At 35.3% G+C, this 23,743-nt stretch carries 24 protein-coding genes and 1 other RNA gene; 13 read left to right on the plus strand and 12 right to left on the minus strand.

The features are described 5' to 3' along the window. Window positions 1–270: 270 nt before the first annotated feature. From FNW21_RS00005 to FNW21_RS00020, 4 genes are all read left to right on the plus strand, one after another. Window positions 271–1,065: a Hint domain-containing protein gene (locus tag FNW21_RS00005; RefSeq protein WP_144066613.1), complete on the plus strand. Its 795-nt coding sequence runs from the start codon at window positions 271–273 to the stop codon at window positions 1,063–1,065. Window positions 1,066–1,457: 392 nt separating this feature from the next. Continuing rightward, entirely contained in the window at window positions 1,458–3,794 is a 2,337-nt protein-coding gene (locus FNW21_RS00010; protein WP_144254678.1) for an ATP-dependent helicase, read from the plus strand. Window positions 3,795–3,855: 61 nt separating this feature from the next. After that, window positions 3,856–4,476 carry an L-threonylcarbamoyladenylate synthase gene (locus FNW21_RS00015; protein WP_144254679.1) on the plus strand — a complete coding sequence of 207 codons (621 nt, stop codon included), beginning with the start codon at window positions 3,856–3,858 and terminating at the stop codon, window positions 4,474–4,476. An 89-nt stretch (window positions 4,477–4,565) separates the two neighbouring features. After that, complete coding sequence (locus FNW21_RS00020; protein WP_144254680.1) at window positions 4,566–6,320, plus strand: ABC transporter ATP-binding protein; 1,755 nt, start codon at window positions 4,566–4,568, stop codon at window positions 6,318–6,320. Between the two features lie 72 nt (window positions 6,321–6,392). Here the strand turns inward: FNW21_RS00020 and FNW21_RS00025 are convergent, their stop codons facing one another. Further along, window positions 6,393–7,355: a DUF6515 family protein gene (locus FNW21_RS00025; protein ID WP_144254681.1), complete on the minus strand. Its 963-nt coding sequence runs from the start codon at window positions 7,353–7,355 to the stop codon at window positions 6,393–6,395. Between the two features lie 282 nt (window positions 7,356–7,637). Between FNW21_RS00025 and FNW21_RS00030 the strand changes: the two genes are divergently transcribed. Then, window positions 7,638–8,594 carry a hypothetical protein gene (locus FNW21_RS00030; protein ID WP_144254682.1) on the plus strand — a complete coding sequence of 319 codons (957 nt, stop codon included), beginning with the start codon at window positions 7,638–7,640 and terminating at the stop codon, window positions 8,592–8,594. A gap of 87 nt (window positions 8,595–8,681) precedes the next feature. Here the strand turns inward: FNW21_RS00030 and FNW21_RS00035 are convergent, their stop codons facing one another. The 3 genes from FNW21_RS00035 to FNW21_RS00045 form a co-directional block, all read right to left on the minus strand. Next, window positions 8,682–9,596 (minus strand): hypothetical protein, encoded by a 915-nt coding sequence (locus tag FNW21_RS00035; RefSeq protein ID WP_144254683.1) that lies wholly within the window; start codon window positions 9,594–9,596, stop codon window positions 8,682–8,684. Window positions 9,597–9,613: 17 nt separating this feature from the next. Further along, complete coding sequence (gene kdsA, locus FNW21_RS00040) at window positions 9,614–10,432, minus strand: 3-deoxy-8-phosphooctulonate synthase (RefSeq protein ID WP_144254684.1); 819 nt, start codon at window positions 10,430–10,432, stop codon at window positions 9,614–9,616. A 145-nt stretch (window positions 10,433–10,577) separates the two neighbouring features. Beyond that, window positions 10,578–11,027: a 2-dehydro-3-deoxyphosphooctonate aldolase gene (locus tag FNW21_RS00045; protein ID WP_144254685.1), complete on the minus strand. Its 450-nt coding sequence runs from the start codon at window positions 11,025–11,027 to the stop codon at window positions 10,578–10,580. Window positions 11,028–11,219: 192 nt separating this feature from the next. Here FNW21_RS00045 and FNW21_RS00050 point away from each other — a divergent pair, with 192 nt between their 5' ends. The 3 genes from FNW21_RS00050 to FNW21_RS00060 all read left to right on the plus strand — a co-directional run bounded on the left by FNW21_RS00050 (window position 11,220) and on the right by FNW21_RS00060 (window position 13,591). Continuing rightward, complete coding sequence (locus FNW21_RS00050) at window positions 11,220–11,777, plus strand: YeeE/YedE family protein (protein WP_144254686.1); 558 nt, start codon at window positions 11,220–11,222, stop codon at window positions 11,775–11,777. 3 nt (window positions 11,778–11,780) lie between these two features. After that, a complete protein-coding gene (locus FNW21_RS00055; RefSeq protein ID WP_144254687.1) occupies window positions 11,781–12,194 on the plus strand; it encodes a DUF6691 family protein in 414 nt (137 codons plus the stop codon). Between the two features lie 170 nt (window positions 12,195–12,364). Then, complete coding sequence (locus FNW21_RS00060) at window positions 12,365–13,591, plus strand: RsmB/NOP family class I SAM-dependent RNA methyltransferase (protein ID WP_144254688.1); 1,227 nt, start codon at window positions 12,365–12,367, stop codon at window positions 13,589–13,591. Window positions 13,592–13,680: 89 nt separating this feature from the next. Here the strand turns inward: FNW21_RS00060 and fsa are convergent, their stop codons facing one another. From fsa to ffs, 4 genes are all read right to left on the minus strand, one after another. Beyond that, complete coding sequence (gene fsa, locus FNW21_RS00065) at window positions 13,681–14,337, minus strand: fructose-6-phosphate aldolase (protein ID WP_144254689.1); 657 nt, start codon at window positions 14,335–14,337, stop codon at window positions 13,681–13,683. A gap of 161 nt (window positions 14,338–14,498) precedes the next feature. Beyond that, window positions 14,499–14,687, minus strand: a complete 189-nt coding sequence (locus tag FNW21_RS00070; RefSeq protein WP_144254690.1) for a hypothetical protein — start codon at window positions 14,685–14,687, stop codon at window positions 14,499–14,501. A 2-nt stretch (window positions 14,688–14,689) separates the two neighbouring features. Then, window positions 14,690–15,493 (minus strand): SDR family oxidoreductase, encoded by an 804-nt coding sequence (locus tag FNW21_RS00075; protein ID WP_144254691.1) that lies wholly within the window; start codon window positions 15,491–15,493, stop codon window positions 14,690–14,692. A 202-nt stretch (window positions 15,494–15,695) separates the two neighbouring features. Next, window positions 15,696–15,793: signal recognition particle sRNA small type (gene ffs, locus FNW21_RS00080), an RNA gene on the minus strand. An 87-nt stretch (window positions 15,794–15,880) separates the two neighbouring features. On the opposite strand from ffs, the gene FNW21_RS00085 reads away from it, so the two are divergent. Beyond that, window positions 15,881–16,930 (plus strand): glutaminyl-peptide cyclotransferase, encoded by a 1,050-nt coding sequence (locus tag FNW21_RS00085; RefSeq protein WP_144254692.1) that lies wholly within the window; start codon window positions 15,881–15,883, stop codon window positions 16,928–16,930. 7 nt (window positions 16,931–16,937) lie between these two features. Then, entirely contained in the window at window positions 16,938–18,176 is a 1,239-nt protein-coding gene (gene hutI, locus FNW21_RS00090; RefSeq protein ID WP_144254693.1) for an imidazolonepropionase, read from the plus strand. A gap of 42 nt (window positions 18,177–18,218) precedes the next feature. Here the strand turns inward: hutI and FNW21_RS00095 are convergent, their stop codons facing one another. Next, window positions 18,219–19,160, minus strand: coding sequence for a LysR substrate-binding domain-containing protein (locus FNW21_RS00095; protein ID WP_144254694.1), 942 nt, complete (start codon window positions 19,158–19,160; stop codon window positions 18,219–18,221). Window positions 19,161–19,409: 249 nt separating this feature from the next. Here FNW21_RS00095 and can point away from each other — a divergent pair, with 249 nt between their 5' ends. After that, on the plus strand, window positions 19,410–20,045 hold the full coding sequence (gene can / locus FNW21_RS00100) for a carbonate dehydratase (RefSeq protein WP_144254695.1): 636 nt from the start codon (window positions 19,410–19,412) through the stop codon (window positions 20,043–20,045). Window positions 20,046–20,091: 46 nt separating this feature from the next. Here the strand turns inward: can and FNW21_RS00105 are convergent, their stop codons facing one another. The 3 genes from FNW21_RS00105 to FNW21_RS00115 all read right to left on the minus strand — a co-directional run bounded on the left by FNW21_RS00105 (window position 20,092) and on the right by FNW21_RS00115 (window position 22,488). Further along, window positions 20,092–21,294, minus strand: coding sequence for an LETM1-related biofilm-associated protein (locus FNW21_RS00105; protein ID WP_144254696.1), 1,203 nt, complete (start codon window positions 21,292–21,294; stop codon window positions 20,092–20,094). Window positions 21,295–21,366: 72 nt separating this feature from the next. Then, window positions 21,367–21,936, minus strand: a complete 570-nt coding sequence (locus FNW21_RS00110) for a YdeI/OmpD-associated family protein (RefSeq protein WP_144254697.1) — start codon at window positions 21,934–21,936, stop codon at window positions 21,367–21,369. A 24-nt stretch (window positions 21,937–21,960) separates the two neighbouring features. Next, on the minus strand, window positions 21,961–22,488 hold the full coding sequence (locus FNW21_RS00115; RefSeq protein ID WP_144254698.1) for a superoxide dismutase family protein: 528 nt from the start codon (window positions 22,486–22,488) through the stop codon (window positions 21,961–21,963). A 234-nt stretch (window positions 22,489–22,722) separates the two neighbouring features. On the opposite strand from FNW21_RS00115, the gene FNW21_RS00120 reads away from it, so the two are divergent. After that, window positions 22,723–23,157: an META domain-containing protein gene (locus FNW21_RS00120; RefSeq protein WP_144254699.1), complete on the plus strand. Its 435-nt coding sequence runs from the start codon at window positions 22,723–22,725 to the stop codon at window positions 23,155–23,157. Between the two features lie 63 nt (window positions 23,158–23,220). Continuing rightward, window positions 23,221–23,736, plus strand: coding sequence for a DUF4251 domain-containing protein (locus FNW21_RS00125; protein WP_144254700.1), 516 nt, complete (start codon window positions 23,221–23,223; stop codon window positions 23,734–23,736). Window positions 23,737–23,743 lie beyond the last annotated feature (7 nt).

The raw sequence follows: 23,743 nt of genomic DNA on the forward strand, positions 1-23,743 counted from the left end.
TAAATTACCTGACATAAAAACTGCTTAATATATTGATTATTAAGCGTTAATGTAGTTATATTATATTTAATTAACAAGTTTTTTAGTACTTATTTTTATGCAATATGATGCGTTTGCCCTGTCTATTTTATGATCCTTTTATTCTTTGTGTTCGTTTCCAAAGTTAATGGGCAAGAGTTCAACTACAATACTAGTCAAGAGGCAACAACTCTTGAAGTATACAATTATGTAACAAAAGGCTTGGAAATCCAAATGAAAAGTGGGCTCGATATGAAAAGAGGTTACTTTTTATGGGACAAGTTGATTCGCAATACAAATTCTACTGATGGTAAAAGAGAAGTTGAATTTAAAGCACTCGTTATTGAGAGTAACTACAAAGTATGTGCATGGGTAATGATATACAAAAATATTGAAGGTAAAACAAAATATTTCTGTATCCCTACACAAGAATCTTCAAAAGAAATTTGGGATAAGTGTTTTATTGATTTGCGAGACACAAATTTGCAGACAACAGCTTATCTTCCGATTACTTGGGCAATGATGAATTTAATTGGACAACTTACTAATGATTATAATAATGTCTGTTTTTCAAAAGGCTCTATGGTATTAACCCAGAATATGCAATACAAAACAATTGAAACTATTACCAATGAAGATACATTAGTGGTTTATGACAATATTAGAAAGAAACTAACTACGTCTAAAGTTAAAAAATTAGTTACACATGATGAAAGTAAATATGAAGTCTATAAAATAACATTCACTCAAAAAGAGGAGCTTTATGCTGATAATTCCGAAACCTTTTCAAATCCATCTATAATAGATGGTAAAAAAGTAATTGAAGCAACTGCAAATCATCCTATTTTGACAAATAATGGTATTAAGAGAATTGACGAATTGGAATATGGTAATGAGGTTTTAGTTGTGAATACTCTAGGCGAAACTTTAACATATATTGTATCGAATATTCAAAAAAACTACCGAAAAGTAGATTCAGTTTATAATGTTATACTTGAAAATGGTAATACTTTTGTTGTAGATGGAGTCATTGTTTCTACCAAATAAGTTCTTTTCAAAACAGTTAGACTTTTCTTTAAGATTTTGTTTAGTAATGAAAGTAACTTTAATATCTACTATCAACAAGTTACAACATAATAAAAATTATGAGAGCGAATACCAAGAGGATGTGTAATCCTCTTTTTTATGGAGTAATTTTTCTTTGTGTAGTTAAAAACACCTTTTATTGACTGATTTTTGCAAGTAACTATTCCCATTTTCTACTAGTTTTTCAAAATAGTAATTAGTCTATGTTTTAAAATATAATTTCTAAAATGTAATTGTCTCACAACTTTAAAATACGTCCTTTTATTTTTTATAAAAAAGTCCACTTTTGATTCGGTTTTAATCCTACTTTCTAATTCTTAAATTCTTATTTTTGCAATCAATAGAAATTATTCATGCAAAAATACATAGAACAACTCAACGAAGCTCAACGAGAACCCGTTTTACAAAAGGATGGCCCCATGATTATTATTGCGGGTGCAGGTTCTGGAAAAACAAGAGTTTTGACCATTCGAATTGCCTATTTGATGAGCCAAGGCGTGGATTCGTTTAGCATTTTGTCGCTTACATTTACCAATAAAGCAGCAAGAGAAATGAAAAAACGAATTTCGGATATCGTGGGGGCGAGTGAAGCCAAAAACCTTTGGATGGGGACTTTTCACTCGGTTTTTGCCCGAATTCTTCGTTCGGAAGCGGATCATTTGGGGTATCCTTCTAATTTTACGATTTATGATTCACAGGATTCCTTGCGTTGTATTTCGGGGATTATCAAGGAGATGCAATTGGATCGGGATGTGTACAAACCCAAGCAGGTGTTGAGCAGAATTTCGAGTTACAAAAACAGCTTGATTACCGTAAAAGCCTATTTCAATAATCCCGAATTGCAAGAGGCGGATGCCATGGCCAAAAAACCACGATTGGGCGAAATTTATCAGAATTATGTCGATAAATGTTTCAAATCTGGTGCGATGGATTTTGATGATTTACTATTGAAAACCAATGAATTACTAACTCGTTTCCCTGAAGTTTTGGCCAAATACCAAAATCGTTTTCGGTACATTCTGGTGGATGAGTACCAAGATACGAATCACTCCCAATACTTGATTGTAAGGGCTTTATCCGATAAGTTTCAGAACATTTGTGTCGTAGGCGATGATGCTCAAAGTATTTATGCGTTTCGTGGGGCAAATATCAATAATATCTTGAATTTCCAGAAAGATTATGAGGGTGTAAAAACCTTTCGATTGGAACAAAATTACCGTTCGACCAAGAATATTGTCGAAGCCGCCAACACGATTATCGATAAAAATAAAATAAAACTGGATAAAATTGTTTGGACTGCCAATGATTTTGGCCCCAAAATAAAAGTACACCGCAGCATGACCGACAGCGAGGAAGGCAGGTTTGTAGCCAGTACCATTTGGGAACAAAAAATGCAAAACCAGTTGCACAACGGTGCTTTTGCCATTTTGTACCGCACCAATGCCCAATCTCGTGCCATGGAGGATGCGTTGCGCAAACGCGATATACCGTATCGGATTTATGGCGGGTTGTCTTTTTACCAAAGAAAAGAAATTAAAGATGTGTTGTGTTATTTGCGATTGGTCATCAACCCCAAGGATGAGGAAGCTTTGGTACGTGTGATTAATTATCCCGCAAGAGGAATTGGCGATACGACCGTAGAGAAATTGACCATTGCTGCCAATCATTACAAGCGTTCGATTTGGGAAGTGATGCAAAATATTGACAAAATAGATTTGAAACTCAATGCGGGAACCAAAAATAAACTCGAAGATTTCGTGACCATGATTCAGAGTTTTCAGGTCATAAACGAAAATCAGGATGCGTTTTATATCACCGATTATGTAGCCAAAAAAACAGGATTGGTACAAGAATTAAAAAAAGATGCCACGCCCGAGGGAATGGCGAAAATCCAAAATATTGAGGAATTATTAAACGGAATCAAAGATTTTACCGAGGGGCAAAAAGAAATTGATGGCGCAAGAGGTGCCTTGTCCGAATTTATGGAAGATGTGGCGTTAGCTACGGATTTAGACAAAGACACGTCCGATGAAGATCGAGTGGCATTAATGACGATTCACTTGGCCAAAGGGCTCGAATTTCCACACGTTTTTGTGGTAGGAATGGAGGAAGATTTGTTCCCGAGTGCCATGAGTATGAGCACCCGTAGCGAACTTGAGGAGGAACGCCGCTTGTTTTATGTTGCCTTGACTCGTGCCGAGCATCAGGCGTACCTCACGTATGCGCAGTCCCGCTACCGTTGGGGAAAATTGACGGATAGCGAACCCTCCCGATTTATAGAGGAAATAGACGGGCAATACCTAGAATACCTCACTCCCGAGGAAAATAATTACCGCTACAAACCCATGATTGATAGTGATATTTTTGGCGATGTAGATAAATCCAAGTTGCGTTTGGCAAAGCCAATAGGAGGAACGCCACCAAGTGCTTCCACCTCCGAAGGTGGGGTACGACCAGACAGTACTATCCGAAAATTAAAACCGGTTGCCAGTAATGGTGCGTCTGGCAATGCCAATTTATTTGACAATAAACTAGTTGCTGGAAATCTAGTCATGCACGAGCGTTTTGGCAAAGGAGAAGTCATCAATATGGAAGGAATTGGCGCAGATAAAAAAGCCGAAATCAAATTTGAAGTAGGCGGCATTAAGAAATTGCTTTTGCGTTTTGCGAAATTGGATATAATTGGGTGATTGTTAATGCATTAAAACACGGATTTTTTTATCTTTTTTCTATTCTCTTTATTTAAAAAAAATGGCACAATTTATAAAAATATACAACGACAAGCCCAACGAAGCCGCTATTGCAAAAGTAGTAAAGGTGTTAAAAGACGGCGGATTAGTCATTTATCCCACCGATACTGTTTATGGTTTGGGGTGTGATATCACCAATACCAAAGCTTTGGAACGCATTGCCAAAATAAAAGGAATCAAACTCGACAAAGCCAATTTCTCTTTTATTTGTCATGATTTAAGTAATTTGTCGGATTATGTGCGGCAAATAGATACGGCAACTTTTAAGATTTTAAAAAGAGCTTTACCAGGGCCTTATACCTTTATCTTGCCTGGAAATAATAACCTCCCAAAGGAGTTCAAGAAGAAAACTACTGTGGGAATCCGAGTTCCTGATAACGCAATTGCTCTAGAAATCGTACGGCAATTGGGCAATCCTATCGTTTCTACCTCGATTCACGATGAGGATGACGTGATTGAATACACCACAGACCCCGAACTTATTTTTGAGAAATGGCAAAACCTAGTTGACCTCGTAATTGATGGCGGTTATGGCGATAATATGGGTTCTACCATTATCGATTTGTCAGGCGATGAGATTGTTGTGGTGCGGGAAGGAAAGGGTAGTATAGACATACTTTAGTTTTTCAGGAATACCGAATTTCATTTTTAGTAAATGCAAAACTTGCGTTCCATTGTTGTAAATTTGCTTTTTTAATTTTAAAACAGACTATGAAAATATTATATACGTATATCAAAGTACACAAACGATTGTTGTTTTTGGCACTTTTTTTGGCAGCTATCAACCAATGTTTCTCCTTATCGGATTCGATTATTATAGGTAAATTACTGAATCAGTGCGGTGTAGGAGTCGCTACTTTCAATCATAATTATGCTGCTTTTACCAAAGCCGTTGCTGGCTGGTTGGGTTTATCACTTGCTGCGGCGATGTTATCTCGAGTTGCCAAAAATTTCCAAGATTATTTTACCAATATTATCATTCAAAGAACAGGTGCCCAAATGTACACCGAAGGTATTCAAAAAGCCTTGCAGTTGCCTTACCAAGACTTTGAAGACCAACGCAGTGGCGAAACATTAGGCAAGCTTCAAAAAGTAAAAATTGATTGCGAAAAGTTTATCACATTGGCCATTTCAATGGTTTTTCAAACGCTGATTGGGATTACATTTGTGGTGGTTTATGCCATAAATATCCACTGGTTATTGGGTCCTATTTTTCTAGCAACCGTTCCGGTTATTGCATTTATCAGTTCTTTTTTGGGAAAAAAAATAAAAAAAGTTTCTCGAGAAATCCTTGGCGAAACCACTGCTTTGGCTGGTGCTACCACAGAATCCTTACGTAATATTGAACTCGTAAAAAGTTTGGGATTGACCGAGCAAGAAGTCAACCGCTTGAATAGTACGACCACAAAAATATTAGGACTTGAATTAAAGAAAGTACGTTTTATTCGTTCGTTGAGTTTTGTACAAGGAACAACCGTACATTTTATGCGAACAGGTTTGGTTTTTGCCTTGTATATGTTTATTTTTCAAGGAATTATAAAACCAGGTGATTTGATTACACTGATGTTTTTCTCTTTCTTTTTGTTTAATCCGTTGCAAGAATTGGGGAATGTTATCGCTACTTACAACGAGACGAAAGCTTCGATGGATAATTTTAGCGATTTGATGCACTCCAAAAGTGAGGAGAAACCCTTGCATCCCGAAACAATGGGATTCATCAATAATTTGCGATTTTCTAACATTTCATTCAAGCACCAAACGGCTTCGACTTATGCTGTAAAAGACATTTCTTTTGAAGCCAAAGCTGGCGAAACAATTGCCTTTGTTGGGCCTTCGGGAAGTGGTAAAACTACTTTGGTCAAAATGCTAGTTGGGTTGTACACACCCGAGGAAGGGACAATTTTTTATAATGAAATCAATGCCAAAGAGATTGATTTGACCGAGTTGCGACAACAATTAGGCTTTGTAACCCAAGATGCACAATTGTTTTCGGGGACTATAAAGGACAATTTACTATTTGTAAAACCCAATGCAACCGATGCCGAAATAAATGACGTGTTGCAAAAATCGGCTTGCCAAAATTTATTAGAACGTGCCGAAAATGGTTTGAATACTACTATTGGCGAGGGCGGAATTAAAGTTTCGGGAGGCGAGAAACAACGCTTATCTATAGCGAGAGCTTTGTTAAGAAGTCCGAGATTGCTTATTTTTGATGAAGCCACATCAGCATTAGATTCCATCACCGAAGAGGAAATTACACAAACCATTCGCAGTATTTCGTCCAAGCAAGACCAAATTACGGTATTGATTGCCCACCGTTTATCGACCATTATGCACGCTGATAGAATTTATGTTTTGGAGCAAGGTACTATCATTGAGGAAGGCAAACACCAAGATTTATTGAACGAAAAAGGCTTGTATTACGCCATGTGGCGACAACAAATTGGGGAGCGAAAAACAGTTTAGTCCTTTCTAAAAAGCAAAAAAAGCCGCAATTGTAGGTTACAATTGCGGCTTTTTTTTGTAAATAAATTATATTTAGTTTTTATCCTCTTCGACCATTGCAATTTCATATTTGCTTTGTCCATCTACTTGAACTGGTTGGTAATAGGTTTCTCCAAATTTTACATAAGTAATGGTTCCAATTTTTACTTCTTTGCCGCCTTCAGGTAATTTATCTACAATTGTTCCAGCAGTAGGCGGAACAACCGTATACCCACCATCTGATTTTTCGTAATACGTTCCACCGTAGTAGTAATTATTTACAGTGCCCGTATTTACTGTTTCTGCTCCATCTGGAATAGTTACTATTGTACCACCAACGGGGGCTGCAACTACATTGTATCCTGAACTTGATGGTGAATACCACACACCTTGGTCATAATGGTATTGATTGCTTTCGACACTTACTATAATGGCTGTTACTGCCAATGTAGTTACAAAAAATCCCCACGGATGCCAAACTGGTCCCCAATAAAAAGGACGGTATGGATGGTAATAATACGGATGATAGCAGTTGTAGCGGTACCCACCGTAGCGGTAAGGAGGACGGCTGTAGGGACGGTTGTAATTGTTATGTCGAACAACAGTATTTCGATTATTTCGAATGTTGATGTCTTTACTCTTGTCAATATTTATGTTGACATTATTATTGTTGCCATTCCCAATTTTATTGTGGTTCCCAATTTTTTTATCATCACCAACTCTATTAGGCTTGTTTACGTCTCTTGAAGGGCGATTTCTATCAGTAGTAGCATTATTTACTCGATCTCTAGTCACTCTATTATTGCCTGTATTAGCAGTTGCGGGTCTTCTGTTTGGGGTTGCAGTTGGTCTTGAAACTTGTTGCCGACTGGGTCTAGAAACCGAATTTCGGGAAGGAGCTGATCCACCACCATTGCCTCTTCTGTTTTGTGCACTTATATCCAATTGGATAAAAAGAAATGCAATCATCATGCAAAGGACGATTACATGATTTTTGGTTTTAATTAAATTTTTCATGTACTGTGATTTAGTTTTAGATATTAAAATTAAATTATTTTGGTCATTAATTGATAGCTTGCTTTATTTTTTTTCAAAAAAAGCAAAACAATTTTGAAGTTATTAAGAGTAGTTTCGATTAAATCTAGAACTAGTAACATAAAAAAAGTGTGCCTTCAATTAATAATTCACTTAAAGAATAACATGAAGGCATTTTATAAAAGTAGAAATAATTAAAAGGGTTTGTTTTTTTTTGTAATTTTAATTAAGTTTTTTTAATAATCATTCCAATAATTTTGTGTCATGAATAAAAAAATTATAATTTCTACGGTATTGCTCCTTTTTTTTAAATTTTCTTACGGACAAATTACTTCTCATTCAAATAGGAATGACGACAAAAATCATTTTGATAGTGCAAAATTGAGTTATAATTTTGAGAAAAATGTATTTGTTAATAATGAAGTTATCACATTAAAAAAAGATAAAGTTGAACGTGATGTACCTTGGTTTGTGGAGCGATTCAAAATTGCAGCGGGCTTCTACGAAGCACTAAATAATACCAATATCAGTTTAGGGAATAGCTCTGGATCTATAGGAACTGGAGTAGATTTTGAAAGCGATTTAGGGTTTAGTAAATACTCACCAACCTTTCTGGCTGGGATTGATTGGAGGTCAACAAGTAGATCTAAATTTACTTTAAACTATTATAATCTCCACAGAAATGCCAATTATCGCCTTCAAAAATCAATTAATTTTGGAGATAATACCTACGAAATTGATGCTAAAGTAAATTCTTATTTTAATACCTCAATCTTTCGTTTTTCCTATGGTTATGCCCTGATCAGTAAACCCGATTACGAATTGGGATTATCAATAGGTACACATATAGTAGGAGCCAAAGCAGGAATTTCATTAGCAGATTCAAATATATCAATAAAAACAAGTGATGATTTTGGTTTTACGGCACCACTGCCAGACTTTGGTATTTGGGGCGGATATGCTTTTAGTAACCGTTTTGCATTTAATGGTGAGTTTAACTATTTTGCGCTAAAAATTAATGATATCAAAGGAACAATTCTGGGTTTTGATGGAGCATTTACTTATAAAGTGTTAGAAAATTTAGATTTATCTTCGGGTTTAACTGGTTTTAATTTCAAGGTTGATGCCATAAAAGATCATTTAAATGGGGATTTTAAATGGGGCAATAATGGTATCTTTTTTAAAGTATCCTATTCTTTTGGAAAAAACAAATGGCATTAATTTAATAAAAAAAGCCGTTTCTAAAGATTTTAGAAACGGCTTTTTTTTAGTACTACAAAAATTTTACTTTTTGAAACAATGCTTTGTTTAAATCTTGAATATTCCTCCAAAAGCAATAATGCGCTGGAAGAATAAAAAGTGTTGCGATGCTGTATCGTCGGCACTTACGGTTGTTCTAATATCAGGCATATTAATGTACCCGCCTTTTAGCTCTCCTTGAATGTAAAAATGCTTAAAAAAAGTCACATTCAGTCCCGCTTTTAGCGAAGTTCCAAAACCAGAAACATGAAAATCATCGTGACGTTCTTTACCTAAAACAGTAGCATTTGTTTTAGGGAATATGAGTCCTGCACCTAAACCTTCAGTTAAATTAATTTGAACTTTATCTGTATTAGTCAAAGCAAACCATTTCGAAATATCGTCATGTCTTGAAAATTCTGTATTGACGTAGTTCAAACCATCTGTGTGTTCGTACATTAAAAAAGCAGGAATTCCTTGCTGGATAGTACCTTTCTCAAAACCACCTTCTTTAGCACCATTTTGAGACAAATCAACAGGTGTATTAGTATAAACTCCGTTGTAATATGATCCAGATTGATCAGTAGGTAAATTAATAGAACCGGTTACGTCAACGGTTTGATTTTGTGTCATTACATACTTCATGTGATCCCAACCAATAGCTATACTGTAATGATCATTAATAAAATACCCCATTCTGAAATTGGTTTGCGGTATCGTCATTTTACTGGGATTGATGTAATCTGCATGCCAGCCTTTTGGCTTATCATGTGCTGAAATATCGTATAGGGTAAAATTGTAATCGTTTCCTTTAAAAGTCACATCAGATTTGGTGTAACTATCTCTGTTACCGCCCCAAGAAATAAAGATTTTCCCTTTATTATGAGCCGAGTATTTATCTTGTATTTTAATATCTTCTTGTGCAAAAGTATTTGATAAACAAAACACAACAAATAATGCTGTTACTAAAATTGTTTTTTTCAAGGTCGTTGTATTAAAATTTAAAATTGATTTATGGTTTGTCTAATGGCGACTAACTTTGTCATTAAAGCTTCAAAATAATCCAAATGAAGCATATTCGCACCGTCACTTTTGGCATTTGCAGGATCAAAATGAGTTTCTATAAAAATTCCGTCTACACCTACGGCTATGCCTGCTTTGGCAACGGTCTCAATCATATCAGGTCTTCCGCCAGTTACACCAGCAGTTTGATTGGGTTGTTGCAAGGAGTGGGTAACGTCAAGAACTGTTGTCGCATAGTTTTGCATAGTAGGAATGCCACGAAAATCTACAATCATGTCTTGGTAACCAAACATAGTACCGCGATCTGTAATCATCACGTTTTGGTTGTTGCAATCCAGTACTTTTTGCACGGCGTGTTTCATACTTTCGGGACTCATAAATTGTCCTTTTTTAAGGTTGACTACTTTACCTGTATTGGCTGCAGCTACAACTAAATCCGTTTGACGCACCAAGAAAGCGGGAATTTGCAAGACATCAACATATTGTGCTGCCATTTGGGCATCTTCATTGGTATGAATATCCGTAACGGTTGGTACTCCAAAGGTTTCCGAAACTTTACGAAGAATTTTCAACGCTTTTTCGTCACCAATTCCAGAGAAACTATCAATTCTAGAGCGATTGGCTTTTTTGAAAGATCCTTTGAAAACAAAAGGAATGTGCAATAAATCCGTAATGCCTACTAATTTTTCGGCAATTCGCATTGCCATTTCTTCGCCTTCAATGGCACAAGGACCAGCAAGTAAAAAGAAATTTCCGCTATCAGTATGTTTAATTTGTGGGATATGCTGTATGTTCATAATGAATTTTTATAAAGTGCAAAGATAATTATCAAATGTGAATTTTAGATTAAGTTTTATGATTATTTGCAGAGACGGTTTCAAACCCATCCGTACGATATTATTGGAAGAAAAAAGATTTCCCTTTTATGAAGCTGCAGCTTTTTTATTTTTTTAACGAAAGTCCAAAAGGAACCCTCAAAATTCCTTTTTCGTAGATGTTTAAATACAGTACGATTGGTTTTTTTTGACCTTCCCATTTCAATTCGTAAACGTCTAGAAAACCAGCTCCCATATCGCTTCTTTTGGTTGGGAATGGGCAACAACTTTCTAATTTGGTATACGTTATTTTCTCTCCTTTTGGTCCAGCCAAAGCATTCAAAAAGCTTTGTTGATTGATGGTGTCTTCTTTGGTGCTTTTAAAGAAAATGTTGATGGGATAATCTTTGTCAAAACCATATTTTTTGTCGGTACTAAATTGTGTAATTACAAAAGTATTTTCTTTGGTTAGTTCTAAATTTGGCGCAGTATCATCCACATTTTTCAAAGTAGATTTGGTGCTAACACAAGAAGCAAAAAAGACAAATAAAGGAATAAAAAGCGTTATTTTTTTCATGATTTTAAGTACAGTTTTATGATGAAAATTCAGTGCAATAATGATACCAAAATAATTGGCTGGATAGTGCTGCAAAGATAAACAGAAGTTCTGGTTTTATGGAATTCCAGTCGGTTTTCTACTTTTTTTACGAATGTGACACTTCTCACACAAATCAACCAAAAGCTTTTTACCTTTGTATAAAAAAACAATATGAATTTTATTTATCAAACTTGGCCTTGGTACATTTCGGGGTTTGTAATAGGTATGATTATGCTTTGTCTGGTTTATTTTGGCAAAACATTTGGGATGTCCTCTAACCTTCGCAGTCTTTGTGCTATGACTGGAGTTGGCAAGCGAGTTGCTTTTTTTGACTTTAATTGGAAATCGCAACGGTGGAATTTAATCGTAGTTTTAGGCGCTATGGTGGGCGGTTTTATTGCCGTTACCTACATGAGTGCCCCATCTAATGTGGCTATTAATCCCAAAACAATCCAGCAATTAGCAACATTAGGAATCGATGCTCCTAACGGAAAATTGTTGCCCAATACGCTTTTTGGAAATCAAATTTTTCACTCTCCCAAAAGTATTTTCTTGTTGGTTATAGGTGGTTTTTTAATTGGTTTTGGCTCTCGTTATGCTGGCGGTTGCACCTCTGGACATGCCATATCTGGTTTGAGTAACTTACAACTTCCTTCGTTAAAAGCTGTTATTGGTTTTTTTATTGGAGGATTAATCATGGTTTATTTTTTATTTCCACTAATTTTTTAAGGTATGAAAGGATTCAAATATTTTTTAGTAGGATTGATTTTTGGTATTGTTTTAACCAAATCCGAAGCGGTATCATGGTATAGAATTTATGAAATGTTTCAGTTTCAATCTTTTCACATGTACGGAATTATTGGGGTTGCAGTGGCAACGGGAATAGTTGGAATTCAAATCATAAAGCAAAAAAAAGTCAAAGATATTGAGGGACTTCCCATTGCAATTTTGGATAAAGAAAAAGTTGCTGCTCGCTATTATATTGGAGGTCTTTTTTTTGGACTCGGGTGGGCGTTGGTTGGTTCGTGTCCAGGGCCTATTTTTATACTTTTGGGTGCTGGTTTTTTACCTTTGGTTTTAGTACTTATTGGTGCTCTTGTAGGTACTTTTTGCTATGGAGTTCTAAAGGATAAATTACCGCATTAATCTCTCAAACATAAAAATAGCGTTTTAAAGTTGCTTTTGTAGTATAGTTTGTTTTCTGGGAGATTCAAAAAACAGGAAAATGATTCTCATAAAATAGCTTTTTTTTTGGTCAAAAATATAAGCATCACTTTTAATCAATAAATAGTACCTTTGCAGCTCAATTATTTAAAATGAGATTACACAGAAATTTAGTTTACACTACCATTGACGCATTGAATGCCATATTTAACGAAGGAGAATATGCCGATAAAGTAGTAGCAAGATCCCTAAAAAAAGACAAACGTTGGGGAAGCTCGGACAGAAAGTTTGTTGCCGAAACCATCTACGAAATTGTTCGTTGGAAACGATTATATGCCGAAATAGCCGAAGTAAAAGAACCTTTTGATAGAGACAATCTATGGAGAATGTTTTCGGTTTGGGCAGTTTTACGCGGCTACCCAATCCCTGATTGGCGTCAATTAGAAGGTACACCAGAACGTAAAATAAAAGGACGTTTTGACGAACTTTCGAAAGTAAGAGCCCTAAAAGAATCTATTCCAGATTGGATGGATGAATTGGGTGTAAAAGAGTTGGGCGAAAAAGTATGGACAACAGAAATTGCAGCCCAAAATCAACCCGCCAAAGTGATTTTGAGGGTTAACACCTTAAAAACAACCAGAGAGCAATTGCGTGCGATACTCATGGACTTGAATATAGAAACCGATATGCTAAAGGAGCAACCCGATGCTTTGGTTTTGAAAGAAAGAGCCAATGTGTTTTTGACAGATGCTTTCAAAGCTGGTTTTTTTGAAGTTCAAGATGCTAATTCCCAATTAGTAGCTGCATTTCTTGACGTGAAACCGGGTATGCGAGTAGTCGATACGTGTGCTGGTGCAGGTGGAAAAACACTTCATATTGCCGCTTTGATGGAAAATAAAGGACAATTAATTGCTATGGATTTGTACGAAAGCAAATTGAAACAATTAAAATTAAGAGCCAAAAGAGACGGTGCTTTTAACATAGAATACCGTATTATAGACTCTACAAAAGTGATTAAAAAACTGCACGAAAGAGCTGATCGGGTTCTTATTGATGCCCCTTGTAGTGGTTTAGGAGTTCTAAAAAGAAATCCCGACGCCAAGTGGAAATTGCAACCGGAATTCATTGATAATATCCGAAAAGTACAAGCCGAAGTCCTAGAAAATTATTCGAAAATTGTAAAACCAGGCGGTAAGTTGGTGTATGCAACCTGCTCCGTTTTACCTTCTGAAAACCAAGAACAAGTAGAGAAGTTTTTGAAAACGGCTATTGGTCAGGAATTTAATTTTATAAAAGATCAAAAAATACTAGCATCAGAATCTGGTTTTGACGGTTTTTATATGGCTTTATTAGAGCGAAAAGAAGCTGTTTCGATTTAAAAAGTAGAAAAGATTATTAAAGAAGAAAACCCCATTCAATTACTGAATGGGGTTTCTTTTTGGATTCAATATTAGGTATAAAATGAAAACTATTTGTTTCCTTTTTCAAAATCGGCAACAAATTGCGCCAATCCAATATCTGTTAATGGGTGTTTCAATAAACCATAAATTGCCGAAAGTGGTCCTGTCATAACATCGGCACCAAGTTTAGCACAGTTTACAATATGCATAGTATGTCGAACCGAAGCTGCAAGAATTTGAGTTTCGTATCCGTAGTTGTCATAAATCAATCTAATTTCTTCAATAAGTGCTAAACCATCGGTAGAAACATCATCTAAACGACCAATAAATGGAGAAACATAAGTCGCACCAGCTTTGGCAGCCAATAACGCTTGACCTGCTGAAAATACTAGTGTTACATTGGTTTTGATTCCTTTATCCGAGAAATATTTCGCTGCCATAACACCTTCTTTTGTCATGGGTAGTTTCACCACGATTTGTTCGTGTAAATCGGCTAATTCTTCTCCTTCTTTGATCATTCCGTCGTAATCCAACGCATTTACTTCGGCACTTACATCGCCTTCAACAAGATTACAAATGTCAACATAATGTTTCAAAATGTTGTTTTTTCCTGTAATTCCCTCTTTGGCCATCAAGGATGGATTTGTTGTTACTCCGTCTAAAACGCCTAGTGCTTGTGCTTCTTTAATTTGAGCTAAATTAGCGGTATCAATAAAAAATTTCATAATATAAATTGTATTTAAAGGTGTGTTTGAAAAATTAGGTGCAAAATTACGAAATCAGGATCAATTTCAATGGCAATTGCGAGGTCAAAAATCAATATTGAAACTTAATTTTAAAAAAGAGGCATCAAATTGTGATTTATAATTGTCTTTCAAAAATATATTTATGTTGGATTATTTCTTTGATTGAATTGTTTGAGTTCGTCCTTGATTTCTTTTAGTAAACCAATCATTTCATCTTGTTTTTCATTGTATTTGTTGGTTTTAAAATGTTTTTTAAAGCGAAATAATATAAAAATCCAAATAAAAACAATTATGATAATTGGCAAAAGCGAGGTTAATAAATCTACCATATTTACAATTTATAATGATTCATTAGCATTTTTTCGTACACTTTATCAGGAAGAATGCGCTTCAATACAATCGAAAATTTTTGCATAAAAGCACCCACTTTATAATGAATTTTTGGGTTTGGATTTTGAATAATACTATAAATTGCTGTTGCCATTTCGTTTGGATTACTGCCGCTATCTACGTGATTGTCCATTTTATGCAGCGTGTTTCCATAGGGTTGCTCATAGGCTGAACCTGTTATAACTGGGGCATGAAACCGTCCTGCGGCAATATTGGTTGCAAAATCGCCTGGTGCCACATTCGTGATTTGTATGCCAAAGGATTTTACTTCCATTCGTAAGGATTCGGTTATCAATTCCAATGCGCCTTTGGAAGCCGAATAAACACTGCGGTACGGCAAGCCCATATAACCTGCTATGGAAGTAATGTTAATGATTACCCCAGATTTTTGAAGACGCATTTGTGGCAAAACAGCTTTTATTACTTCGATGGGACCAAAAAAATTAGTTTCGAAATTATTCTTGATTTCCTCCATTGGAATTTCTTCCAAAGGACCTGTAATTCCAACACCAGCATTGTTAATCACAATATCCAGTTGGCCTGAAATGGCTATAACCTTGGCAACAGCCAAATGAATTGTAGCCGCATCTCGAACATCCATAGCCATTAATGGAAAAACCGAATTTAAAATCCGCTCTGGATTGCGACTCGTTCCATACACCACAAATCCTTTATGATGTAAAAATTCCCCAATAGATTTTCCTATTCCTGATGAACCTCCTGTGATTAATACGACTTTATTCATTTTGGTTAGGTGTTAAAAGTTATGAGTTTTGTGTTATTCGTTATGAGTTATGCGTTGTGTTTTAAAAGTTGTGAGCTGTGGTTTTTTTTACAAACCGCTTGTTTACCTATAAGTGTTTAAACTTTAACTCTTACGCTTCAAATAGGGTAAAAATAAAAAAATCCTCCCGAAGGAAGACTACTTTGTGTATAAATTTTATAAAAAATGGCAAGCGACCTACATCGCACCGCTCAACCACGTACCCTTGCTATGTTCCCATCCTGGGGGAGTCTGCAGGAGCTGGTCGTGTAGGACTTGCCAGTGCAAATATACAATCTTTTTATATTTTTGCAAGTGCTTTAATGATTAAAAATAACGTTGTATATTGGGGCATTAAAATTTATACTTATGAAAAAATATAACCTCCTATCTATCATTTTATTAGGAATCACTTTGGTTAATTGCAACGGTATCAAAAAAGAAGAAAATACCTTATTTACTTTTGATATCACTAGTTTCAAAGCGCAATATCTACCTCAAGACGCACTTTCGTTAGCTATTGTAAACACCAATTCAGAAAAAATTGATAGTGTTGTTTACTTTTCGAATGATAAAAAAATAGCTGCTACAAAGGGAATAGAAGTTTTTAAATGGGGGTTAAAAAACCAAAAATTAGGCTATCAAAACTTAAAAGCTGTCGTGTATTATGATGGCGAAAATGCCCAAGCTACGGCTAGAATTGAACTCGTATCCGCGGTTGTACCCAAATTACTCAAATACAAAATCATACATACATATCCACATGACACTACTTCTTTTACGCAAGGTTTAGAGTTTTATAAAGATACGTTGTACGAAAGTACGGGACTAAACGGAAAGTCTAAATTGTTAAAAACAGATTATAAAACTGGAAAAATATATAAAAGTTTGAAACTGGATGATCAGTATTTTGGCGAAGGAATTACGTTTATTAACAATCAATTATTTCAATTAACGTGGCAGAATAAAACTGGTTTTATATACGACTCCAAAACATGGAAGCTCCTCAAAACTTTCACCTACGAGAAAGACATCGAAGGTTGGGGAATGACGAATGATGGCACGTATATTTATCAAACGGACAAAACCGAGAAAATTTGGAAAATGGATCCCAAAACCCAAAAAATGATTGACTACATTAATGTTTATTCCGGTAGTTCCAAAGTGAAAGCCATCAATGAATTGGAATGGATTGAAGGCAAAATATACACTAATGTTTGGACAAAGGACGCCATAGCGGTCGTAAATCCTAGCAACGGAGCTGTAGAAGGAATTCTTGATATGTCGGGATTACGCCAATTTTTGAAAGTAACCCCTGATGATGTCCTGAACGGAATAGCCTATAACCCAAAAACCAAAACCATTTTTGTTACGGGTAAAAATTGGAATAAAATATTCGAAATTATAGTTTTCGAATAATTAAAAAATGACAACACTATTCATCAACATCAAAGAGTTGCTTCAAATTCGAGAAATTTCAGTATTGAAAGTTTCTGGTGCCGAAATGGCTATTTTACCAAGTTTAAAAAACGCTTATTTAGTTGTAGAAAATGACATCATAACTGGTTTTGGTTCGATGGATAATTTACCCAAAATAGCCGCCGATACCATTATTGATGCTACGGGAAAAATGATTTTGCCCACTTGGTGCGACAGCCACACACATTTAGTTTATGCTGGAAATCGAGAGCAAGAATTTGTAGATCGCATCAACGGTATGACCTATGAAGAAATTGCCAATCGGGGCGGTGGGATTTTGAATTCGGCTCAAAAACTCAATGAAACGTCCGAAGCGGAAATTTTTAATCAATCCAAAGTACGCCTCCAAGAAATCATGCGTTTGGGAACTGGTGCCGTTGAAATTAAATCGGGTTACGGACTTACAGTAGATGGCGAACTCAAAATGCTCCGGGTTATTCAACAATTAGCAGCGCAATTTCCGATTACAATAAAAGCAACTTTTTTAGGTGCACACGCATTTCCATTGGAATATAAAAACAATAGAAAGGGCTATATTGATTTGATAATCAACGAAATGTTGCCTCGAATTGCCCAAGATAATTTGGCTGATTTTATAGATGTTTTTTGTGAAAAAGGGTATTTTACTGTTGCCGAAACCGAAGAAATTATGCAAGCGGGCATTCAATTTGGCTTACAACCAAAAATTCATGTCAATCAATTCCATTCCATTGGCGGCATTCAAGCAGGAGTAAAGTACAACGCACTTTCGGTAGATCATTTAGAAATACTACATCCCGCCGATATTGAAGTTTTAAAAAACACCCAAACAATGCCAGTTGCCTTGCCTTCCTGTTCCTATTTTTTGAGTATTCCGTACACACCAGCGCGCGAAATGCTCGCCGCAGGCTTACCATTAGCACTCGCAACCGACTATAATCCAGGCTCTACACCTTCGGGAAATATGAATTTTGTGGTGGCTACGGCTTGCATCAAAATGAAAATGACTCCAGAGGAAGCTATAAATGCGGCTACCATTAATGGTGCTTATGCGATGGGGTTATCGGAAACGCACGGCAGTATTACCATTGGCAAAAAAGCCAACTTTATACTGACCAAACCCATTGCGTCCTATTATCAATTGCCGTATGCTTTTGGCAGTAATTTGATTGATACCGTATTTATTGCTGGGCAGCGTATAAAATAACAACAGGACTCTTTTGGGATTCCTGTTGTAGTATTATCGGTGTTATTTTTTGGATACAGGACTTATAATTTGGACATTCTGAAAAACAATTGCGCCTTTTATAACACCAGCAATAGTGCTTCTTAAGGCATCGATAATTTGTATTTTGAGTTCACTTTTTGGATAAATCAAGCTGACTTCTCGTGCTGGTTTGGGTTCCTTGAAGTGGCGTAATTTTAGCTTGTCGGCTTCTTTCAAATCCAGCGTATGCAAGTACGGAAGTAATGTGGTACCGAGTCCTTCATCGGCTAATTTGATTAAGGTTTCAAAACTGCCGCTTTCTATTTGAAAATGGTTGACTTCGTTTTTTGAACCGTTTTTACACAAATTCAAGACACCATCTCGAAAGCAATGTCCATCTTGCAACAATAAAATTTCGTCTAAATTCAAATCTGAAACTTCAATTTCTTCTTTCTCAAAATGATGGTGATTTTCAGGGATATAGGCTACAAATGGCTCGAAATAAAGGACGATTTCTTTAATTTTTTCTTCCATCAAAGGCGTGGCAGCTATGGCTGCATCCAAATGTCCGTTGTTGAGTTTGGTAATGATTTCGGCAGTATTTAACTCTTCGATAATCAATTTTATTTTTGGATATTTTTTTATAAAATTGTTCAAAAACATAGGCAATAAAGTTGGCATTATTGTAGGGATAATTCCCAATCGAAATTCGCCACCTACAAACCCTTTTTGTTGTTCCACAATATCTTGAATGCGATCCGCTTCGTTGACAATGTTTTTGGCTTGGGTTACAATTTTTTGACCAATATCAGTAAGTTGTATGGGTTTTTTGGTTCTATCAAAAATTTGAATGCTTAATTCATCTTCAATTTTTTGAATCTGCATGCTTAAGGTGGGCTGTGTAACAAAACATTTTTCTGCGGCGAGAGTGAAATTTTTATATTCGGCTACAGCAAGTACGTATTTGAGTTGAGTGATTGTCATGGATAGTATTTTGTGATACAAATATAAAAACAATAAATTTAACTGATAGTTGTTTTGGAACTTTGTTGTAAAATTTTGTTGCGATTTTTTTTTGACGGAATAAAACCATCCTAATTTTCTCAACAGTATAATTATAACAGCTTCTTGAAAATACGTTAGAAAATCAATTTGCGTACAAAATGGTTTTTGCATTTGATGAAATACGTTTTTTTAGCTTTATATTTGATACCAATAAAACACAATACATCGATGAGCGATTTTTATAAAAAAATAATAGAAAACAACAAGAAATGGGTAGAAAATTCTTTGGCGAGTGATCCTAATTATTTTCAGGATTTAGCCAAAGGGCAAACACCGCCATTGTTATGGATAGGTTGCTCGGATAGTAGAGTCCCTGCCAATGAGATTGTTGGGGCGAAACCAGGCGAAGTTTTTGTACATAGAAATATTGCTAACATGGTTGTGCACTCGGATATGAATATGTTGAGTGTGCTGGATTACGCTGTAAATGTTTTGAAAGTGAAGCACGTTTTAGTATGTGGTCATTACGGTTGTGGCGGTGTAAAAGCAGCTATGGGTAACGATTCGATAGGGATTATTGACAACTGGATTCGCCATATTAAGGATGTTTACAGGTTGCATCATGTGTATCTTGACGCTATTGAAGACGAAAATGATCGTTTTAATGCCTTTGTTGAAATCAATGTAAAAGAACAAGTTTTTGATTTGGCCAAAACTTCGATAGTGCAATCCGCTTGGAAAAACGGTCAAGAAGTAACGCTTCATGGCTGGGCTTACGGTTTGAATTCAGGATTTATTACTGATTTGGACGTAAATATTAGCTCGGATGCCGATTTAGATTCGGTTTATCAATTGAAGTTTTAGATCAATGGTTGTAGTAGGATTTTAAAACTGCTTTTGGGCAGTTTTTTTAATCCTCATTGTCTAAATTTTCATTAAAGGACGACGGTAATAATGTGGGAATAAATTTGATGAGAATGGGAAGTAATAAACTCCCACCAGGAAGTAAAAAAATGGTTAATGACGGTATGGTTTTGCAAATATCCAAAAGTTGTTTTTTTACTTTTTTCTTTTCTTTTTCGTCTAAATCTCTTCGGGTTGAATAGGCGAGAAGGAGCATTAATTCCTTGCTTTCTGTGATTTCCTTAATCAATCTCTTTTTATTACGTGTTACCAAGGTCGCTACACTTTGGGTAGTTTGATCATAAAAATGCTTTACTGGATTTGAATAATTAAAATAAGGAATTTCTTTTTTATAATTGGTGATAAAAGCATTTGTACTGGCAATACTTTGTGTTACAAATTCGTCAGGAATGGCAATTAATTGCGCTAATGAATGCAAAAAATAGGCTTCGTTATTTTCTATTAAACCATCACTCCACAACGCCATTCCAGCAATATCTATTAAATATTGTTTTTCTAAATCATTGGTAAAATAGTCTAATTGTAATGTTTCTAGTGTTACGGTAGCATTTTTTGAAAATTTACTGTAGCGAATCGAAGCTTCAAATAATTTGATTAATAAGTCATCATATTGGGTTTTGTTGGACTTGATTTTGAGTGCCAAAGTCACAATATTTACAACCGTTTCTTCTATTTTTTTGAGATATTTTTCGGGAATTTCATTGTGAATCAAATATTGTTGAAAAGCCAATACATCAATAAACAATAAGGCATTGGTAACTAAATGCGAAAAATTTTTGCCAATAATGCTATCATTCGTTTGTACACGCTCCGCTATTATTTTTTCTAAAGTTAAGGAAGGAGTATTTTTTGGGAGTATTTTTTTGAACAAATTAAATCCTTGTGGATCCATTTGATTGTAAAAACCGACTACTTTGTCTATAAAAATCTCCGAATCTAGATCGTGGCTGTTTAGTGTATAAATCCCAAAAAGCGTGTTCAGTAAGGCTACTTTTGATATTTCTTCTTTGAACCAACCTGTAGTGTCAATGGTGACAATGGTGTCAAACGAAATAATGTGTCCATATATGAAACCAGTGTTTCTTACTTTTTGGTAAAAGGAAGCATTAGTTTCAGGAACTTTATTTTTTGGGAATTGTTGTTCTACAAAAAATTTAGTAATCCAGCCAGACGTTGATGGGTTAATCATTATTTTAAATTAAAAGCACAAAGCTATGTTATTTTATGATTTTAAAGTGGGAATGGAGTTAAGTTTTAATTATCATTCTCGGGATTTTTTGTTCAAAAAACACAAATCAATGATGGTCCCAATTCTACTCGCTCTAGTTTCAGTCCTTTTGGCTTGGTTGAGCCAGTATAGGTAGCTTTTTCGATAGGAAGGGCTAAAGGTTTGATAGTTTTTATAGGCGATTTTATTAGCCTCAAATGCCGTTTTTAAATCCTCGGGAAGGATTAAATTTTCAACTTCGTCTAAAGATTCCCAGGAGCCATTTTGCTTGGCAATTTCAATTTTTGCTAGCCCACTTTGATGAATTAAATTTTGTTTGATCAAATTTTCGATATAGGTTTTATTGAGTTTGCTCCATACGCTTTTTGTTTTTCGGGGTGTAGAAAGCTGTTTTCGGCGTTCTTCATCGACTTTTTTCACAACCGAATCAATCCAACCATAACAGATTGCTACTTGAACGGCTTCTTCCCAACGCATGCTTTCATTAGCACTACTTACTTTATAAAAAATCAGGTAAATACCTGTGGACGAATGGTGGTTGTCATGAAGCCATGCCCGCCATTCGTCAGTATTTTTAAAATAATGCAATTCTTTTTCTTCCAAAAAAATAAAATTTAAACCCTTTTTTTATTTAATTATTGCTGTACAAGCCACTCTAGCACCAGCATTTCCTGAAGGTTGCGTTACAAAATCATCAGCTCCTTGGTGTACAATTAATCCTTTGCCTAGAATATCTTTGGTGGCATCACCGCAACCTATGCACCATTGATCCGTAGTTAGTGTAATTGAGCCATTTCCTTTTTCATCGGCAATAAAGTTCCCAATATCTCCTTTATGATAGGCGTCTGACCCCCATTGTCCGTGATTTTTGAAAGTAGGATTCCAATGTCCTCCCGCTGAACTTCCATCAGCAGCGGAACAATCTGATTTTTCGTGAATGTGTATGGCATGAATACCGGGTTTTAGTCCAGCAATTTTGGCTATAAAAGTGACTTTACCGTTTTTTTCGATAAACGAAGCCGTGCCCGAAACGCTGCTGTTGCTTTTTGCCTCAAAAGCAATTGTCAATTTTTTGGAATCGCTAGATTTAGTATTGGTTTTGCAACTAATGCCTATTGCGAGTAGTAATGCGATGGGAATAATTATTTTTTTCATTTTGTTTTTTTTGATGGTATAAATTTAAGCATAAAAATGGGTTTTTGATTTAAATTATCCTAAATCTGTTGCGGTTATTTATAGGTTTCAAAAACTTTTATTCGTTTGTAAACTATTTAGTGCTAAAATAAACGGTATTAAAAAACAACAAAAACGGATTATGATGAATGTAAGTACTATGAAATTTAGTATTTTTACTAGGTTTAATATGATAATCTTTTAAAAAACTACAAAATGAAAAAAATCAGTATGCTGCTATCGCTTTTATTTTTGACTTTAATGTCATGTAAAACAACCCAAAAGACTATGAACACAACCAATTCGTTATCGGGTACTTGGGAATTGAATTATATCACTGGACCTAGAATTACCTTTGATGGTTTGTATCCTAATAAAAAACCAACTATTATTTTTGACTTGATCGAAAATAGGGTTTCAGGAAATAATAGTTGCAATTCGTTCACAGGAAAACTGAATGTTGACGGTGCTAAAATTAATTTCAAAACCCCAATGGCCGTTACCAAAATGATGTGTATGGACGGTATGCAAGGTGAAACTATCTTCATGTCAACACTTGATAAAATAGATTCCTATACTATATCAGAAGATGGTAAAGTATTGATTTTTAATATGGAAGGCATGATGATGATGCGTTTTGATAAAAAATAAAATTGTGATAAAGCCTATTTTAAAATATAAAACAGGCTTTTTTTAATCTTAATCATTGGAACTATGAAAACAAAAATAATACTTTCGTTAAGTTTTCTTTTAGCCTTAATAACTTTTGGATTTGCGCAACAGGAAACCAAAAAACAACGCAAAGAAACTCAAAAAATAGAAAGTCAAAAAGAAACCGCACTTTTAATTGATTCCAAAACGTTTGTTTTTGTGGCTACTCGTGCTTTGCCACAAGGATATAAAAGTGTTGACTTAACAACGAATCCTAATTTTGTACAATTTGAACCCGCATTCATCAAAAGTGAGATGCCTTATTTTGGAAAAGCAACAGGAAGTGTCGCTTATGGCGGCGGCGGCGGTTTGGATTTTGAAGGTATTCCAGAAAAATACACGTTTACCAAAAGTGACAAATCCTATGCAATCAAAGCTGTGGTGAGAGGCGAGAAGGATTCGTATACAATTTCGCTCACCGTTTTTTTTACAGGAAATGCCTCAATGACCATCAGTAGCAACACGAGATCCAGTATTTCGTACACGGGAACTATATCTAAATCAAATAAAAAAAAATAACCCCCCA

This window comes from Flavobacterium restrictum (genome assembly GCF_007097245.1).
GTDB classification, from domain to species: Bacteria; Bacteroidota; Bacteroidia; order Flavobacteriales; family Flavobacteriaceae; genus Flavobacterium; species Flavobacterium restrictum.